The sequence below is a fragment of the Blastopirellula sp. SH421 genome (assembly GCF_057808535.1).
The window spans coordinates 2868944-2887197 of the sequence record NZ_CM173712.1 but is presented as its reverse complement, the minus strand read 5'-3'; the positions used below and the strand labels follow the sequence as shown (position 1 = coordinate 2887197).

At 56.4% G+C, this 18254-nt stretch carries 11 protein-coding genes; 4 read left to right on the top strand and 7 right to left on the bottom strand.

Annotated features, from left to right (window positions below; all coding sequences use genetic code 11):
* Window positions 1-53: 53 nt before the first annotated feature.
* From SH421x_RS11890 to SH421x_RS11875, 4 genes are read right to left on the bottom strand one after another with little or no spacing between them, the layout of a single operon-like run.
* Complete coding sequence (locus SH421x_RS11890; RefSeq protein WP_488855844.1) at window positions 54-1979, bottom strand: ABC transporter ATP-binding protein; 1926 nt, start codon at window positions 1977-1979, stop codon at window positions 54-56.
* A gap of 27 nt (window positions 1980-2006) precedes the next feature.
* Window positions 2007-3134, bottom strand: a complete 1128-nt coding sequence (locus tag SH421x_RS11885) for an ABC transporter permease (RefSeq protein WP_488855842.1) — start codon at window positions 3132-3134, stop codon at window positions 2007-2009.
* Between the two features lie 12 nt (window positions 3135-3146).
* Window positions 3147-4133, bottom strand: coding sequence for an ABC transporter permease (locus SH421x_RS11880; protein ID WP_488855841.1), 987 nt, complete (start codon window positions 4131-4133; stop codon window positions 3147-3149).
* Between the two features lie 38 nt (window positions 4134-4171).
* On the bottom strand, window positions 4172-6154 hold the full coding sequence (locus SH421x_RS11875) for a peptide-binding protein (protein ID WP_488855839.1): 1983 nt from the start codon (window positions 6152-6154) through the stop codon (window positions 4172-4174).
* Window positions 6155-6737: 583 nt separating this feature from the next.
* Between SH421x_RS11875 and SH421x_RS11870 the strand changes: the two genes are divergently transcribed.
* Both SH421x_RS11870 and SH421x_RS11865 read left to right on the top strand, forming a co-directional pair.
* On the top strand, window positions 6738-10391 hold the full coding sequence (locus tag SH421x_RS11870; protein WP_488855838.1) for a DUF7133 domain-containing protein: 3654 nt from the start codon (window positions 6738-6740) through the stop codon (window positions 10389-10391).
* Window positions 10392-10597: 206 nt separating this feature from the next.
* Complete coding sequence (locus SH421x_RS11865) at window positions 10598-12097, top strand: hypothetical protein (RefSeq protein WP_488855837.1); 1500 nt, start codon at window positions 10598-10600, stop codon at window positions 12095-12097.
* A 5-nt stretch (window positions 12098-12102) separates the two neighbouring features.
* On the opposite strand, the gene dusB is transcribed toward SH421x_RS11865, so the two are convergent.
* The 3 genes from dusB to SH421x_RS11850 all read right to left on the bottom strand — a co-directional run bounded on the left by dusB (window position 12103) and on the right by SH421x_RS11850 (window position 14579).
* Complete coding sequence (gene dusB, locus SH421x_RS11860) at window positions 12103-13188, bottom strand: tRNA dihydrouridine synthase DusB (protein WP_488855836.1); 1086 nt, start codon at window positions 13186-13188, stop codon at window positions 12103-12105.
* Window positions 13189-13259: 71 nt separating this feature from the next.
* The gene (locus SH421x_RS11855; RefSeq protein WP_488855834.1) at window positions 13260-13778 is read right to left on the bottom strand and encodes a hypothetical protein; all 519 of its coding nucleotides are present in this window, start codon (window positions 13776-13778) and stop codon (window positions 13260-13262) included.
* 168 nt (window positions 13779-13946) lie between these two features.
* The gene (locus SH421x_RS11850; protein WP_488855832.1) at window positions 13947-14579 is read right to left on the bottom strand and encodes a hypothetical protein; all 633 of its coding nucleotides are present in this window, start codon (window positions 14577-14579) and stop codon (window positions 13947-13949) included.
* Between the two features lie 102 nt (window positions 14580-14681).
* On the opposite strand from SH421x_RS11850, the gene queG reads away from it, so the two are divergent.
* Window positions 14682-15830 carry a tRNA epoxyqueuosine(34) reductase QueG gene (gene queG, locus SH421x_RS11845; protein ID WP_488855830.1) on the top strand — a complete coding sequence of 383 codons (1149 nt, stop codon included), beginning with the start codon at window positions 14682-14684 and terminating at the stop codon, window positions 15828-15830.
* Window positions 15831-16481: 651 nt separating this feature from the next.
* A complete protein-coding gene (locus SH421x_RS11840) occupies window positions 16482-18005 on the top strand; it encodes an RtcB family protein (protein ID WP_488855829.1) in 1524 nt (507 codons plus the stop codon).
* Window positions 18006-18254 lie beyond the last annotated feature (249 nt).

The window sequence follows — 18254 nt, the reverse complement described above, 5'->3', positions numbered from 1 at the left end:
GCAGGGTCAATCCGATCGACTTGCCGCCAGCGGTGAGCAAAGAAAATCCTCTTTTAAACGGTCGAAATTCGGGCCGCTAGGGCAGTTTTTCTCTCGGCCTGACGGCGGCGAATATGATCCAGGTCATCCTGCGGCGTGGCGCTGATCAACCGCTTGGTGTATTCTTGCTGCGGATTGGCGTAAATATTGTCCGCTGGACCAAACTCGACGATCTTTCCTTGGTTCATCACCGCAATCATATCGGACATAAATTTCACCACGCTCAGATCATGGCTGATGAACAGATAGGTCAACCCGCGGCGCAGCTGCAAATCTTTCAGAAGATTTAACACTTGGGCCTGAACCGAAACGTCCAAGGCCGAAACCGACTCGTCGCAGATCAAAAACTCGGGCTCTACCGCTAGCGCACGCGCAATACAAATCCGCTGACGCTGACCACCAGAAAACTCGTGCGGGTAGCGACGCAAATGGGCCGCGCTCAACCCGACCTCTTCTAACAGGGAGGCGGCGCGATCTCTACGTTCTTTGGCTTTACCGATTTGCTGAATCACCATCGGCTCGCAGATCGCCGCCTGAACGGTCATGCGTGGATTTAAGCTGCCGTAGGGATCTTGGAAGATAATCTGAAACCGCCGCCGCAAGCGCCGCAATTGCACCGACTTGCGCATGCCGCCAAATTTGTAAGCGTCCAAGAAGTCAAAGACGGAAGGCGCCGGATTCAGTTTCGCCAAGTCGATCCCGTCAAACAGCATCTCGCCCGAGGTCGGCCGCACCAACTGAATGATCGCACGTCCAGTCGTCGTTTTGCCGCAACCTGATTCACCGACCAAACCAAGCGTCTGCCCGCGATAGACATTAAAGCTAACTCCGTCGACCGCTTTCACATGGCCAGAGACGCCGCGAAAGATCCCTTTGCGGATCGGAAAGTGCACATGCAAGTTGCGCACCTGCAACAGCGGCTGCTCACCTTCGGCCACCATCTTGGCGTCAGCCGCATGATGACCTTCTTCCCAAGGCTGTCCCATCGCGGCGAGTTCTGACTTGGGATGTAGCAATCGCCCGCGTCCGGTTGTCATTAACTCGTTCAGGCGTTTCTCATCAACAAACTTCTCAATGATTTTGGCTTCGCCCTGTTGGTCGACAGAGACCTCCATAAAATCATCGACTGTCGGCAGTAACTTGTACTTGGTGTCGAGTCGCGGACGACAGGCCAACAAACCTTTGGTGTAAGGATGCTGCGGGTTCTCGAAGATCGAGACGACGTCCCCTTGTTCAACGATCTTGCCTCGATACATCACCGTCACATGGTCGGCGATGTCGGCAATCACTCCCAGATCGTGCGTAATGAACAGAACAGCCATGCCCCGTTCGTCCCGCAACTTGCGGAGAATGTCAAGGATCTGGGCCTGAATCGTCACATCCAGCGCGGTGGTCGGCTCGTCGGCGATCAGCAGTTTTGGATTGCACGAAAGGGCCATCGCGATCATCACGCGTTGCTTTTGCCCGCCTGACATCTGATGCGGATACGAGTTAATACGGATCTCAGGATCGGGAATACCGACCTCGTCAAACAGTTCGATCGTGCGCTGGCGAGCCTGGGCTTTGGTCACCTTCTGATGCAGCATGATCGCTTCCATCACTTGGGCGCCGACGGTGAAGACCGGATTGAGCGACGTCATCGGCTCTTGGAAGATCATGCCGATATCTTTTCCGCGGATCTTGCGCATCTCCGGCTCTGGCAATTGCACCAAATCGCGGCCGAGGAACGAAATCGAACCGCTTTCGATGTGGGCCGACTTGGCTAGCAGTTGCATGATCGTCAATGACGTCACGCTTTTGCCGGAGCCCGATTCGCCGACGATCCCCATGGTCGTACCGGCGTCAAATTGCAGCGAGATGTCATCGACCGCTTTGACCACGCCATCTTCGGTGTGGAAATAGGTCTTGAGATTTTCGATTTGGACAAGCGTGTCAGTCATGATTCAATTCGTCTGGGAAGTATGCGTCTAAGACGTCTCACGAGTCCGCGGGTCGGTCGCTTCTTGCACCCCTTCGCCGATCAAGTTGTAGGCGAGTACGGTGGAGAAAATCGCCAAACCAGGAAAGACCACCATCCACCACATCGACTGGATTTTGGTTTGACCTTCACTCAGCAGCGTTCCCCAGCTGGGGTTCGGCGGAGGAGCGCCAAAGCCGAGAAAGCTTAAGGCGCCTTCGGTTAAAATCGCCGAAGCAATGCCAAACGAAATCGGCACCAGAATCGGCGCTAGCGCGTTTCGCAAAATGTGCACAAACATTAGCCGCAACTGTCCGGCGCCCAGCGACCGCGCCGCCGAGACATACTCGATCTCACGAATCTTTAAAAACTCGGCCCGCGTCAACCGCGCGACGCTGGTCCAACCGGTCACGCCGATCAGCACCATCAAGTGCCAGATGGTGATGTCGTTCAAAATCGAGCGCACCGCCAAGATCAAAACCAAAGTTGGCAAACACATCACCACTTCGATCAAACGGCTGAGGATGACGTCGACCCATCCGCCGTAAAATCCCGCCAAAGCGCCAATAACCACGCCGATCGCCGCAGCAATCCCCATTGATACGAATCCGACCAACAGCGAGATCTGAGTCGCATGAACCATTTGGGCAAAGACGTCGACGCCTTCGTAGTTGGTCCCCAGCAAGTTGAATTCGTTGGGACTTCCCTTGGTCAGGGAGGGATTCTCGGGCTGGCCAGGCCACTCATCCGCTTCGATCGGTCGATACGGATCTTGATAGACCAGCGGCCAAATCGCCCAGCTGTTGGGATCGTTCTTTTTTAGATTGCCCGGGTAAACGCCGCGAAACTTATCCTTGGTGAAGATGGCCTCCACTTTGTAGGCCTGCGAGTTAAGCCCCAGAATGCGAAAGTAGTAGTAGGTCGCCGGAAAGTGAATCTCTCCCTTGTACTCGCAGACGATCGGACGCGTACCGACAATCATCGGCGCCGTCAATGCGACCAGCGACAAGAACACGACAAATCCCAGCGCCGCCATTGCTTGCGGACGACGTCGAAAATTTTTCCACGATTCTCGCCAAAAACCGAGCGACTCGCGCGGCTTCGCTGGAGTGGAGGGAGGAGCTGTTTCGCTCGACATATTTTAGTGCGTCTAGGAATAGGTGATTCGTGGATCGACGACGCCGTATAACACGTCAGCGAGCAACTGGCCCAGCAACGTCAGCGTAGAAAACATGAGGACCAGCCCCATCACTAGCGGATAGTCACGCTGACTGATCGCTTCGAGAAAGAGCGCTCCCATTCCCGGCCAGCTAAAAATCTTCTCAATGATGATCGCGCCGCTAAATAACGTCGGCAGCGTCAAACCGATCAACGTAACAAAGGGGATCAGCGAGTTACGAAACGCATGCACCGTCAAAATCTTGAACGGGCCGACTCCCTTGGCTTTGGCGGTCCGAATATAATCTTGCTGCACCACTTCCAGCATGTTCGCTTTGATAAAGCGGGTGTAGTAAGCCAGCGACGTGTAGGTAAAGCAGGTGACCGGCAAAATGCAGTGCAGCAGCAGATCCCAGGCTTTTCCCATCACCGACATCTCGGCGTAGTTGGAGCTGGTGACTCCGTACAACGGCAACCATTCGAGGTTGACGTGAAACAGGATCTGCAGATAAAGCGCCGCCACAAAAACAGGAAACGAGTAGAGCATGTAGAGCATTAGACTCGTGCCGCGCTCTGGGATCGTTCCATTTCTCGCGGTCGAATAGAGCCCCAGCGGGATCGAGAGGACATAGGCCAGGATCAAGGAGGTGACCGACAGCATCAACGTCGGAGCAAATCGATCGCTGATCAACTTGGCGACGGTGCCTGGCCGGGTCAGCGCGTTCTGCAAATCGCCCTGGACCACGCCTCCCAGCCAATCCAGATATCCAATCGTCCAATGCTTGTTGAGCCCAAATTGCTCCTTCATCCGCTCGTACTGCTGCGTACTGATGGACTTGTCGGTCGACTCGCTCCCACCGGCGATCATTGCCGTTAACGGAGAGCCCGGCATCGAGCGAATCAATCCATAGATGCAAGCCGTAATCATGATCAGCGTCAACACGCTGATCAGCAAGCGACGCACGATATAAATAAGCATAGGCTTAGAATTCTTCGGTTTCGACGAGCAAAAACAACTTACGGCTGAGCGGCCCAGATGCTGTTAAAGCCTGGGCTGTAGTTGTATGGGCCACGAGGGCTAAAGCGATAGCCTCGCAGCTTCTTATTGAAACCATAGAAAGAGTTGCGATAGAAGAGCCAGGTATAGACCTGATCTTCGTACAAGATCTCATGAATCTTGCCGTAGATCTTGGCTCGCTTTTCTCGATCAAATTCACGCAGCCCTTCTTCAAAGAGCTTGTCGACTTCGGGATTGGAGTACTTGCCGTAATTACGACCTTCGTTCGTCGCAAAGATATTCTCCGAGGAATAAGGGTCGGTACTCGTTCCCCAGCCCCCCAGCGTCGCTTCAAACTGACCATCTAGGGTCAACTGTTGCAGCGCGGTGAACTCGACGATGTCGATGTTACAGGCGACGCCGATCTTACTTAGACTTCGCTTGAGCAAGCGAGCGACCCGTTCCAAATTAGGGCTGGGAGGGCAAATGACCGAAAACTCGAAGCGAACCTTTTTGCCGTTGATCTCTTTGTCGCGAATCCCGTCAAAATCGGTATCGGACCAGCCCGCTTCGTCCAGCAATTCTTCCGCTTTGTCCAGGTCTTGCTGGTAAGGCTGCGGCATCGGTTTGGGCGCCATCCACGAAGTCGGATGGAACGGGCCCGACGCCGGTTCGTACAGTCCTTCAAACAACTTCTCGATCATCTCTTGATGATCAAACGCATAGGACATCGCTTGGCGTACGCGTTTGTCTTCAAATAATTGAGACTTCGTGTTCCAACAAATATGGAAACTGACCCATTCGGTCGCCGTCACTTTGGTGTTCTTTTCATAGAACTTGTCGTCGTTGGCTTGCGTCGTCCAAAGATCGGCCGGGATCGCCATCTCTTCGATCGCACCGGTCTTGAGGGCCAACATCGCGGTATTGGGATTTTCGATTACTTGAAACCGAATCGTCTTGAAGTACGGCTTCCGGCGGACTTGCTTGCCGTCGACCATGTAAAAATCTTCGCGACGTTCGAGCACGATCTCTTGACCGCGATCATGCTTCACCAACTTGTAGGCGCCTCCGCAAACCGGATTCGATTCCAGCTTAGAGTGAGCCGCGCTCAACCGCATCGTCGGATCTTCTTTGATCGTTTCCTCGTAGACATGCTTCGGAATCACCGGGAAGTTAATGTTCCAGACGTTGACCGGGGTCGACTCGCGATGAAAGTAGACCAGCGTCTGATCGTCGTAGGCCTGCACCCAGCGAATGCGATCGGTCCCCTGTTTGACGGCCGGAACGCGCGATTCGGGGTTCATGATCGTTTGGAACGAGAACATCACGTCTTGAGCCGTGAACCTTGTACCGTCCGACCAGTAGATGTCGTCTCGTAAGACCAACTTGTCATACATGCCGTCTTCGCTGGTCTGCCAGCTGACGACATAGTCCGAGTTGGCGAGCGGGTCCATGTTCCAATCAAAGCCGTAGATTTCGATCCCCATCAACCCCACCACGTCAAACTCGGTGACCGAGCTGACCATCAGCGGATTGGTGCTTTTGGCGTCGCCGCCGACATGACGAACAATCGTCGCGTCATAGTCGACCTCTTTGTCAGACTTTGGCAAACGACCGAGCGCCGACAGGATCTTGTCATTATTCTCTTTGTTCGGCGGGAAGTTGTTTTTCAGCGTCAGCGCTGTCGCCACATCGGTAAGCGGCGGCTCCTTTTCTAGCTGCTTTTCCAGCAGTTCGATCGGATCCACCACACGTTGATCCACCCATTTCACTTTGGCGTCGAGCTCTGCCAGAGGAGGAGCGTCAAAAGGCTCTAGCAAGTACTCTGCTTCTTCCTCTTCTTCGGGAGCCTCTCTCCCTTTTTCGCCAGTCCCCGCAGTCTTCCCATCTGTCGAAGTCGTTTCTTCTTCGGAACTCGCGGTTCCGCCACCGCCGCAACCAGAAACCCCCGCTATCAGCAGCGAGGCGACAAGCAAGAAGCAAGCAAATAGACGCCAATTCATCAGGGATTATCCTTTCCACAGCGCCGCGATAAGCGAGCGTGGCCGCGAGTGGGAAATTGGAATAGAGCTAAACAGGGAAAGGCAGGGCGTTCTCACAAACGCTGCATTCTATCTAGACGGGGCATTTGCATCGTAGTCCGTTCATGCACTGATGGTCAATAACGATAAATGCATAACCTTTTTCCCTTACTTTTTTCAGAATGGATGCGCCAGCGTGCTGGCAAGTTTTCGGCAGGTCGCTTGGCAATTTTTCATAATTGTGCCGGAAGTGACAGTTTTGCTGGTTTTGAGAATCCTACAGGCCCGATTCTTGAAATGATGTCGCATTTCCTCTCCGACGGCGCAGGGTCGTGGGAGATCGACATACCCCCAGGGCAGAGACACAAAACGACGAAACAGGCCGACTGCTCGAATGCTCCAACCAGCCATGAACGCAAAAAGACTGACTCAGCTTGTGACTTGCGGTCTCCTGCTCTTCGCAGCTAGCGCCGTAAATGCCGAGACTGCCAACTGGATCTGGGCTCCACAGCATTCCAAAGATGCCGTACCCCGCTCAAGTTGCTTCTTCCGGAAAACGATCAATGTGCGCGGATCCCAGCGCGCGATTTTGCAAGTCGCCGCCGATGACGCCTATGAGGTCTGGATTAACGGGACCCGCGTCGCCACCGGTTCTACCTGGAATCAACTCCGCACGCTTGACGTCACGCGTCACCTGACTGCCGGGCGCAACGTAATCGGCGTCCAAGTCACCAACACCACCGGGGCTTCGGCCGGCTTAGCGGCTCGCGTTGAGTTCACCGACTCCAGCGGCCGCGTGCAGGATGTAATTACAGACGGAACGTGGCTGACCAGCATCCGCCCCATGCCGCAGTGGCAATCGCTGCAACTGAATGACTCGCAGTGGGCCACGGCTCAGGTTTTCGGACCGCAAGGGACGACCGCTCCTTGGGTAGCGGATGGAGTTGCTTCGACTTCGCCCAGCACGCCGGCGGCCAATGTTTCCACCGAGGCACAGCCGAAAGAAGAACCCCGCTTTCAAATCATGCCAGGCTTTGCGATCCAGGAAGTCATCCCGGCAGACAAAACCGGCTCGCTGATTGCGATGTCTTTTAACGAGTTTGGCAACGTCATCGCTTCGCAAGAAGGGGGGCCGCTGATGCTCTTCTCGGACGAAAACGGCGATGGCGTCGTCGACAGCTCGCGCGTCTATTGCGACGAAGTCAAAAACGTCCAGGGGATCCTGCCGCTCAACGGCGACGTCTATGTGGTTGGTGAAGGTCCGCAGGGGACTGCGATGTATCACCTGAAAGACGAAGACAAAGATGGAACGCTCTCAATCAGCGAAACTTTGATTCGGTTCACGGGACCACTTGGCGAACATGGCGCCCATCAAATGGCGCTGGGCCCCGATGGCCTGATCTATCTGACCGTCGGCAACCATACCCAACTGGCCGGCAAAATCTCAGAAACCAGCCCTCATCGCAACTACTACGAAGGGGATTTGGTCAAACGCTTTGAAGATCCAGGCGGTCACGCAGTCGGCGTTAAAGCGCCCGGCGGCATGATTTTGCGAACCGATATCGACGGCAGCTTTGTCGAGATCGTCGCTGGCGGCCTGCGGAATGCGTTTGACATTTCGTTCAATCGCGAAGGCAATCTGTTCACGTACGACTCGGACATGGAGTGGGACGAAGGCCTTGTCTGGCATTTGCCTCCGCGCGTCCTGCAAGTTGTTCCCGGCGCTGAATTCGGCTGGCGTAGCGGCTGGGCGAAGTGGCCTTCGTTCTACCTAGACAGTTTGCCGGCCACGCTCGAAACCAAAGCGGCTTCCCCCACCGGCATGGTCTTTTACGATCATCAGAAATTCCCGATCCGGTATCAGGATCGGCTGTTTGCGTGCGACTGGTCCAACGGTCGCATTACGACGCTGCAGTTCATTCCTGACCGCGCTGGTTATCGCGCCCAGCAAGAAGTATTCCTTGAAGGGAAGCAGTTCAACGCGACCGACATTGACATCGGCCCCGATGGTTGGGTGTATGTCTGCACCGGCGGTCGCGGAACCGACGGCGGGCTGTATCGCATTATCTGGAAAGGCGAAGAACCGACGGGCCAGTTGAAAGACGAAACAGGCATCGCCGCTGCAGTTCGCCAACCTCAACCGCATAGCGCCTGGGGACGTCAACGCATCGCCGAAATCCAGCAAGAAATGGGCAGTACCTGGGACGCTCAAGTTCAAGGAGTCGCCATCGCCGACAAGAACCCTTCGCAGTTCCGCGTTCGCGCTTTGGAACTGATGCAGCTCTACGGCCCGACCCCCAGCATTGAATTTTTGCTGAAACTCTCGGCCGATCCAGATGCCGACGTTCGTTTGAAGTCGCTAAAACTGCTCGGTCTGCGAACCGAAACGGAAGCCCTAGATCGCATCACCGAACTCGTCGCGGACGACAGCCCCAAGGTTCGTCGCGCCGCCTGCGAGGCGCTGGCTTATAAAGATGCCCGCGTTCCACTGAGCGTGATGAAGCCGGTCCTGACCTCCAATGATCGACGCGAAGCATGGGCGGCTCGTCGTCTGCTAGAGCGTCAACCGATTGACCTTTGGTTCGACGAAATTTTAACCACCGATGACGCTCACCTGTTTAACATGGGCGCGCTGGCGGCGATGACGGCCGCGCCCAGTCATGAACGTGCGACGGCCGTTTGCCAGCGAGCCAGTGAGCTGCTGGACAGCTATCTGAATGACCAAGACTTCAAAGATGCGATGCGCATCATCCAAGTCGCCATCTTGCGTGGTGAGCTGAAAAAAGAAGACCTGGGACGGATTGGCGAACAAATTGCTCGTGAGTTTCCGGCAGGCGATCACATCATGAATCGCGAATTGATTCAGACGCTCGCCTTTTTACAGGAAGGCTCAATCACCGATCGCTATATCGCGCATCTCGACAGCGCCATCCCCAACAACGAACGCTTGTTCCTGGCGATGCAAATGACCTTTATCCCGACCGGCTGGACGCGTGAGCAAAAACTCAAGCTGATCGGCCACCTCGAAAAAGGGCTAGAAATCGAAGGGGGGGAAGGGCTGCGAGGCTATGTCGAAATGTCGACCAAGCAGTTTGTCGGCCACTTGGACGATACTGAAAAGCTGTTGCTGCTAACCGTGGGGGACGTCTGGCCGAATGCGACGCTCGCCGCATTGTTTGAATTGCCGGAAGAACGTCCTGCTCACATCGTCAAGACGCTCCGTGATGTTGACCAAAAGCTGCAAGGTCGTGAAGGCGCCGTGATCGAGCGTCTGCAAATGGGAATCGTCGCGATTCTGGCCGAGAGCGGCGACGAAGCGATGATGAGCTACCTACGAGAAGTCTATCGCGACTATCCAGAACGCCGTACGTCGATCGCCATGGGCTTGGCCCAACAACCGACCGGCGAGAACTTTGAGTTGCTGCTGGATAGTCTTTCGATCTTGAAAGGGGAGTTCGCCAGCGCCGTCTTGGCCAAACTGCGCAATGCCCCGGCGACATCAACCAATCCAGAGCATATCCGTCAGCTAATCATTCTGGCCGATCAACTGCAGGATGAAGGGGGAATCAACGCGATTCGCCTGCTCGAAAAATGGACCGGCGAATTTCCGGCGAGCAACTCGGCGCCGATGGCCGATCGTGTGGTCGCCTGGCAGGATTGGTTTGCTCAAACGCATCCTGAGATGCCGGCCGCCAAACCGATCGACATCGCCAAAGGCAACTGGAACCTGGAAGAGCTGCTGGATTACATGACCGGCGACAAGTTTGTCGGCGGTGACCTTGCCAACGGCAAAGCGGTCTTCAAAAAGGCCCAGTGCGTCGCGTGCCACCGTGTTGGCTCGTTCGGCGAAGCGGTTGGTCCGGACTTGACCGAAGTGGCGCGTCGCTTCCAAAAGCGGCAAATCCTAGAGTCGGTTTTATTCCCGTCGCATGTGATCTCGGATCAGTACGCCGCCCGCAAAGTGTTGACGATGGATGGCCAGATTCATGTTGGCCTTGTCACTCGCACAACGGACGACGATATCATCTTGACCGGGCAAGATGGCCGGAAACGGACGATCTTCGCCAATGAAATTGACGAAATCGCCGCCAGCCCTACCAGCGTGATGCCTGACGGCTTGCTCGATCCGCTGACCGCAGAGGAGATCGCCGACCTGATGACCTTCCTCGGCGCCGCGCCAGAAGCGAAAGTCGCCGGACGAGGCGCTACAACACGATAGACAGCTCCTAACCGATTGAATCTCAGACCGGTCCAGATCTAAATGGACCGGTCTTTTTTTTGCGATCTTCTTGGCAGAGCCCCCAGCGCCGACCATCCGAACGTTGCTCATTGGTTTGCAATCACGCGCACTCTGCGATATAAGAACCGCAGCGATGTTTTCTTCTCCGTGCTGTCTCTCTTCTTCTCTAGCATGAAAGACGCGATATGCCAGATTCCCAATCGCAACGCGTGCTTGTACGCGGCCAAATCACCTGGATCTTCCATCTGCTGCGCGCCGTGGGTCCCATCCTGATTGCTATCGGGATTGTACTGAGCGTGCAAAACGTGGAGCCGTGGAATGACATTCTCTTTGGCGGCGGCATCGTGGTGACCGGCATCGTCGAAGCGATCGGCTTCGTCAAACGCCGCGCGCAGCTCTGGTGCACGGACCTGGGATCAGGCTTTGTGATTCATGAGCGAAGCCTAGATCATACGTTCGCCGATGGCGACGTGTTAGCGATGTCGCTGTGGGACAAAAAAATCTTCCGTAACGGCAATGCCGCCGGCCTTCAGCGCGATGTTCGCTATTGGGTTTCCGATCGCGACAAACCAATCGTGATGAACTATCGCATCAAAGAGGATCAGCCTGACCTGGTTGCCGATCTGCATAATCGTCTGCTCGACCAGCTGGAGCATCGTGCGACCGAGGCGCTCGACCGCGGCCAACATGCCGCTGGCGAAGGGTGGGCGATTAGCAAAACGACGCTGGCGACCGGCACTTCTCAAGAGAGTCTGATCCCGTTTGAACAGTTGCTTGCGGTCGATGTATTTGGGGATGAAGTCTGCATCTGGCGGACCGATGACGAACATGCGTCGATTCGCTTTCCGATCAAAGGCCGCAACTCGTACTTGTTGATTCGCCTGTTGGGCAAGATGATCCCTGAGCGTGATGCCAGCGCCGTTCCCAGCGGCGGATTGGGCCGGATCTTGTTTGAGCGCGCGACGCGATTCAAAGCGATCGGCTGGGTGCTGACAATCCTGCTTACTCTGCTGTCACTGCTGCTGTTTGTAGTTCATCCGCTGTTGGCGATCGTCGCCCCTTTGGTCGTGATCGGGCTAAGCATCCTGATCTACTTCTACTGCGAGCGAACTGCGTTCCGCTGTCACGAACAAGGCGTCTATCAGTCAGGCCTGACCGGCGAGCAAAGGCTGCGGTATGAAGATGTCGCGTCGTTCACCTATGGAGCGACTCGGATGTACTACAACGGCGTCTACACCGGCACCCAAACGCAAATGACCTTTGAGCCGCGTCCAGGCTCAGGAGTCGCCAAAATCAATTACAGCGCCAACATCCAAGGTGCCGACGATGATCTCGAAGTACTCCGCGCTCATGTCTCGCAATTCATCGGCTCGGCGATTCTTCGCGAAATTGCCGAGAGTCGCCCGGTTGCGTGGACGCCAAACATCACGTTCTATAACGATTATCTAGAGTTCGTCCCCACTTCGTTCTTCGGTGGCAAAAAAACGCCGGTTCAGCTCCCCTGGAACCAAATCCAAAACTTTGACATCCAGGAAGGAACCTTCCACGTTTGGCAGCAAGGGATTGAGAAATCTGTTATTCACGAGCCGGTCTCGGCGCCTAACTTCTTTCCCGGATTTCATGCGTTTTGCACGATCTTGGCGCCGGTCGAAGCCAATGAAGCCGAACTGGTCGAAGCCGAGTAAGCCCTTTACGAAGGGCTCGCCAGCTCGGCGGTCGGCGAAGCGGCAGCATCTTCTTCTGGATCTCGCGGAAAGAGATTCTCAACAATCTCATAGAACTCGGCCGGTGACGATACCTTGGCAGCTCGCGTGCGAAACGCGCGAGCGCCGTACATCCCTTGGGCGTAGCAACATGCGAACTTTCGCATCAGCATCGTTCCCTTTTCGATCCCAAATCGCTGCACTACCAGATCATAGTGACGCAGCAAACAGGCCCGTTGTTCGGCCAAGGTCGGATCGGCCGGAACCGGCTCTCCCCGCAGTGCGGCGGCCGCTTGCGCAAACAACCAAGGTCGACCCAAACAGGCCCGTGCGATCATCACTCCGTCGACCTGGTAACTCCGAAAAGCTTCGACCACTTTGGCGGCCGAATCCAAGTCGCCGTTGCCGATCAGCGGGATCTTTTTCAGGTACGGCTTGATCTCCGAGATCTTCTCCCAGTCGGCGTTCCCTTTGAAGAAGTCGGCGGCGGTTCGGCCATGCACGGTCAGTGCGGCGGCGCCTGCTTCTTCGACCACCTGAGCAATCTCGATCGCATTGATGCATTCACGACTGCAACCCAGCCGAATCTTGGCCGTCACCGGAGTCGGCGCACAGGCTTCGACCACCCGGCGGATGATCGAGAACATCTTGTCAGGCCAGCGCAGTAAGTATGATCCGCTATGGGCCGACTGCGTCACCTGCTTGACGGGGCAGCCAAAGTTGATGTCGACCACGCTGACTTGAAACTCTTCGACCAACCGCTGGCCTACGCGGGCCATCGTATCAGGATCGTTATCCCACATCTGAACAGCCAACGGCCGCGGTTCATCTTCGATCCCCCACAGGCGATCAGGGAACTCGGCCTGTTGATCGAGCCACACAAAGCTGCGTGCACTGACCATTTCGGTCGCTTGCAGCCCGACGCCCCCATAATCGCGGACGATCTGCCGAAACGCATAGTTGGTGTACCCCGCCATCGGCGCTTGCAAGATGGGAGGATCAAGCACCAAATCGCCGATTTTTAGCGGTTTGACGGAGACCGGCGGCAGTGTTGTGTCAACAGTTTCATTCATAACGCTCTATCGTCGGCGCCACGCCGCTTTCCGTCAAGCGGCGCTTGCCGCACAAGCTTGCCAACCAGGGGCTATTGGCCGACAGCCGTCCAGTTTAAACCGCCAGACGGCACGTTGGGCTGCATTCCCTGCGTGAGCGGCGATGCTGCGCCGGTTGCCGGAACCGCCGTAGTAACTGACGGGATCGGCTCTTGGGCCGAGGCCAATTGAACTTGGGAGCCCCCGCCATCGATGATGCTGGATGCCGGCATATTGCTGGCGGACGGCGGAGTCCACGTCGCCGGCGGAGCCCCAGTTGCCGGATATTGGGCCGGCGGAGCACCATAAGGAGACGCACCCGGCGGCGGCGCCAAAGTCCCGCCCGGAGGCGCATAGGTGCCTGCGGCCGGAGCACCCAGCGTCGCGCTTGGTTGCCCGGTTGGCTGATAATATGGCGCTGTAGTCCCCGGCTGCGAAAAGCTGCCAGTCGCCGGCGGCGGCACGCGCTGCGGACCATAGGCCGAAAACGGATTCAACTGAGCGTTATTGCCTTGGCAACCCAGCGTCAGTCCTAACGCGGTAATAGCCAGCCCCAAAATGATTCGATTCACTGGGAATTCCTTTCCCCTTTATTCGTCTCGTTCCATCAACGAGTCGTAAGCGAGCGTTCGTCGGTTTCCAGCGGAAGGGATGACGAACCGATTAGTTTCGGTCGATGCAAGCACGCGAAGAATAGCTAGAACGCTGGCGCCGACCAAGAGGGATTATCAAAAATCTGGTTAAGGAGTCACAATTTTTGTAAAGCTGACCGGCACGACCTCGTTGCTATTCACAAACGGGTTGATCACCACCTGCGGGGTCGGCCAATAGCTAGCGGCCGCTTCGTTCGTTTCGACTGGCGCCTCTTCGGCCTGTTCCTCTACCGCTTCGGCATCGGTCTCGCCGCCGTCTGCGTTGCTGGTCGACGCGTCGGTCTCAGCAGCCGGATCTTCGATGGGGGCCGCTACTTCTTCGGCGACCGGCGCTGCGGTCGTAACGTACGGGTTGATCACCACCTGCGGCTCCGGCGGCGGCGTTGTGTAAACCACGCGCTGCGAAGGACTAAAGGAGGTAATCGCAAATGGGCTGATCCCATACGGCCGCGCGACCGAATGCGAATAATAGACCGGCGGATGCAGCGCAAAGTAGGGAGGCGTCGGCACATTGCCCCAACCATAGCCAGATCCATAACCGCCCCAACCAAAGCCAGGACCGCCAAAATTGGTGATTCCAAAACCACGGAAACCGACGCCTGGGCCGCCGCCGTAACCGATGCTCGGTCCAAACGTGCCGGGGAAGTAGGCATCCGCATCCTTCGCGGCGACCGACAGGCCGACAACAGCGACCAAGCTGAACAAAAGTGAACGCAACATGGGAGACTCGCTTGTCGAGGGGGGGCGATAAGCACTATCGTGGACGTTCTACCTCCACTAGCTCCACGCTAATTACAACCAGCTAGCAGTCAACCCAAAAGCTTGAAGAGTTTTCCACAACCATCGACGCTTACGCATTCGTTAAAGGATGCTGCGCGTCGACTTGGCTTCCTGCATGTCGGCGTGTGCCCCGCCGTTTCACCGACCGGCATCGATGCATTCCGCGATTGGCTCGCCGCAGGATACGCCGGCGAAATGCAATATCTGGCCGATCGAGTTGACGCCTACGCCGACCCCGGCCAAGTCTTGGCCGGCGCTCGCAGCATCGTCATGCTGACCTTGCCGTATCGCACCGCCGACGCTCAGTCAACCGCAGCAGGGCAAGGGCGCGTCTCGCGGTACGCGTGGGGCGAAATCGACTATCACGATCTGATCCACGGCAAACTGAAACAACTGAAGGGCGCGTTTCAACAACTCTCCGCCGATGCCGACATCCGCGGCGTGGTCGACACCGCGCCGCTGCTCGAGCGCGACTTCGCCCAACTCGCTGGCCTCGGCTGGATCGGCAAAAACACGCTGCTGCTCAACAAACATGCCGGCAGTCTCTTCTTTCTCGCCGCGCTGCTGACCTCGATCGAACTTGACTACGACGATCCGCACGACGCCAGCCACTGCGGCACTTGCACCGCGTGTCTCGACGTTTGCCCAACTGACGCATTCCCTCAACCACACGTCTTAGACGCAACCCGCTGCATCAGTTATCTGACCATCGAACTCCGCGGCCCGATCCCTCGCGACCTGCGCTCCGACATCGGCGAGTGGGTTTTCGGCTGCGACCTGTGCCAAGACGTTTGTCCCTGGAACAGCAAAGCGCCGCACAGCGCCGAGCCGACCTTCATTCCGCAAAAGGGATCGAACCCGCTAGAACTAATCCCGCTGTTCGACCTCGACGACGAAACCTTCCGCACGCGGTTCCGCAAATCGCCGATCTGGCGCCCCCGCCGCCGCGGCCTATTGCGCAACGCAGCCATCGCGCTGGGCAATCGCCCCACCGCCGAAGCTGTCCCCGCACTGATCCAAGGTTTAAACGACCCAGAGTCACTCATCCGCGGCGCCGCTGCCTGGGCGCTGGGCAAATACCAATGCGACGCTTCGCTACATGCCCTGCAGCAACGCGAGTCTATCGAAACCGAAACGGAAGTCAGCGAAGAGATCGCGCTGGCTCTCCAAGAGCGGACGACAGTCAGTTAACTGCGGACGTTTTCCGAGCCGCTCGACCGGACCGGACTCCAACGTTTTTTTGCGTGGCCAGAGTGAACTGGACTGCAGCGAGTTTTTTTCTGAGCTATCGACCGAATCACTTCGCCCCCCTTCCATATAACATTCGGATTGCAAGCTGGGACCCTAGGACGGGACCAAGTTACGCTATAGGGGTCCTGGGGTCCCATAAAGCGGAAAGCGGAAAAAAATAGTAGCCCGCGGCGCGAGCCAAGGGAATGCGGCTTCTATTCAGTAAATGTCGAATGTCTAAAACCTAATATCTGATCGAATGCCGAAGCTCGATTGCCAAATTTTGCGTCCGTGCTTCATTCCTCTATCTCCCGCACCCCATTCGATGGCAGACGAGTGGACTGGACAAAAATAAGCAGAGGGAATCCACCCGCCTACTCATCTACTAGCTCCCAAAATGCTTCCCCACAGCGCGCACCGCGGGTGGTCCGACCAGTCTGTCCAAGACTCGCTTGGATTGCGTCAGCAACAAGATGCCCGCGCCCTTCGGTCACCATTTCAGGACCAACGACAATTCCAATCCAACCCGCATTCGAACCAAAATCGATGCGGCTTGTCTAGAGACAAAATATTGCCGCCAGTCTGGCCTGCTGATCCTCAAAGAAGCCCTCGATGAATTCCTTACACCGCATTAGTCCGACGCAGCTGAAGCTGGAAAATCGAGCCGGAATCGATGTCTCGGTGTATGCCAATGAGCAAGTGCCGATCGAGCAAGCCGCCGTCTTGGAGTTGCAGTCGATGCTGCAGTTGCAGCAGACGGTGGAAGATTTCGCTCTGGCGAGCCCCGCTAGTTTCTCGGCGCCGCCGCAGATCGAACACGTTGCGCTGACGCCTGACTTTCATAAGGCGCGCGGGATTCCGGTGGGCACGGTGCTGGAGACCAGCGGATTTGTCGTCCCTCAGGCGATCGGCAACGATATCAATTGCGGCATGCGATTGCACCGCACAAACCTGACGGCCGAGCAAGTGCAAGCCAACGTCGAACCGCTGGAAACCGCCTGCAGAAGCATCTACTTTGAAGCAGGGCGCCGGATCCCTACTTTGCACCAGCATCGAGAGGCGCTGCTACTCTCTGGGATCGCAGGCCTCTTTGATACGGTCGATCCCGCTTTCGACGAAGGGCTGTGGAGCTATTTTCATCGCACCGATCGTGATGACACGCTAGCCCGAATCGACCGACGCGGCAGTCTTCAGGCGAGCAAAATCCACTCTCTCGAAAGCTTTTTGGGAGAGCAAGATCGACTTCATCGCGATGGCCAGATTGGATCGATCGGAGGCGGCAACCATTTTGTTGAATTTCAGCGTGTCGAACGGATTATTGACGGCGGCGTGGCGCATGCTTGGGGACTGACGCCGGGGATGGTGACGGTAATGGTGCACACCGGATCGGTTTCGATCGGTCACGCGAGTGGAACGTATTATCGCGATAAAGTCCGCGAGCTTTTTCCCGCCAAGCTGCGACATCCAGAGAACGGGATCTTTCCGTTACCAACCGGTGCATCGCACGCCGAAGCAGCCCAAGTATTTTGGGACGCGATGTACAACGCCGCCAATTTTGCGTTCGTCAATCGAATGTTCTTGGCGTTGATGGCTTGGGCAAGTCTGGAGCAATGTGTTGGCCCCATTCAGTTTGATCTGCTGTATGACGCACCGCACAATATGATTTGGCCCGGTACGCGTGACGGCCGCGAGACCATTATTCACCGCAAAGGGGCATGTCCGGCGCGTGGATTTGCCGAAATGCAGGGGACTCCGTTCGCGTATTACGGCGAACCGGTGTTGGTCCCCGGTTCGATGGGGGCAAGCAGCTACATCCTAGCCGGCAACGGATTTAACGGGACCAACTCGAGCGCTGCGCACGGCGCCGGACGCGCTATCTCACGCGGCACAGCGATGAAGGGATATGACAAAGAGTTTCAAGACTTCATGCAAAACTTTCGGGTGGTGACGCCGGTTGATTTTCGCCGCGCCGATATCAAGCAACGCCGCGACATCATCGACAAGAAACTAGCCGACCTCAAACAAGAAGCCCCTTTCGCCTACAAAGGAATCGGAGCGGTCATTGAAACGATCGAAGCCAGCGGAATCGCACGCCCCGTGGCTGAGCTAAAGCCGATCATGACGGTGAAGGGTTAGGCGCGCGTCGTTTGCCGCTCTGCATCCATAGCCGCCGTATTCTATGTTGGGATCTCGCCCAATCGCGAGCCGCGATCCCCAACTGCTTGGCTCAGGCAATGTCTCGCGTGCTGCAAACTTTGTCTTCCTGTCTGAAAATCTTAAACCACGGTTTTCTGATTACACGGGTTGTGATCTTTGCTCGATTGATTAAACTGAGGCCGAATGAGACTGATTCTCAAGTTCATCCCTGGCCTGCCTATCAGCATT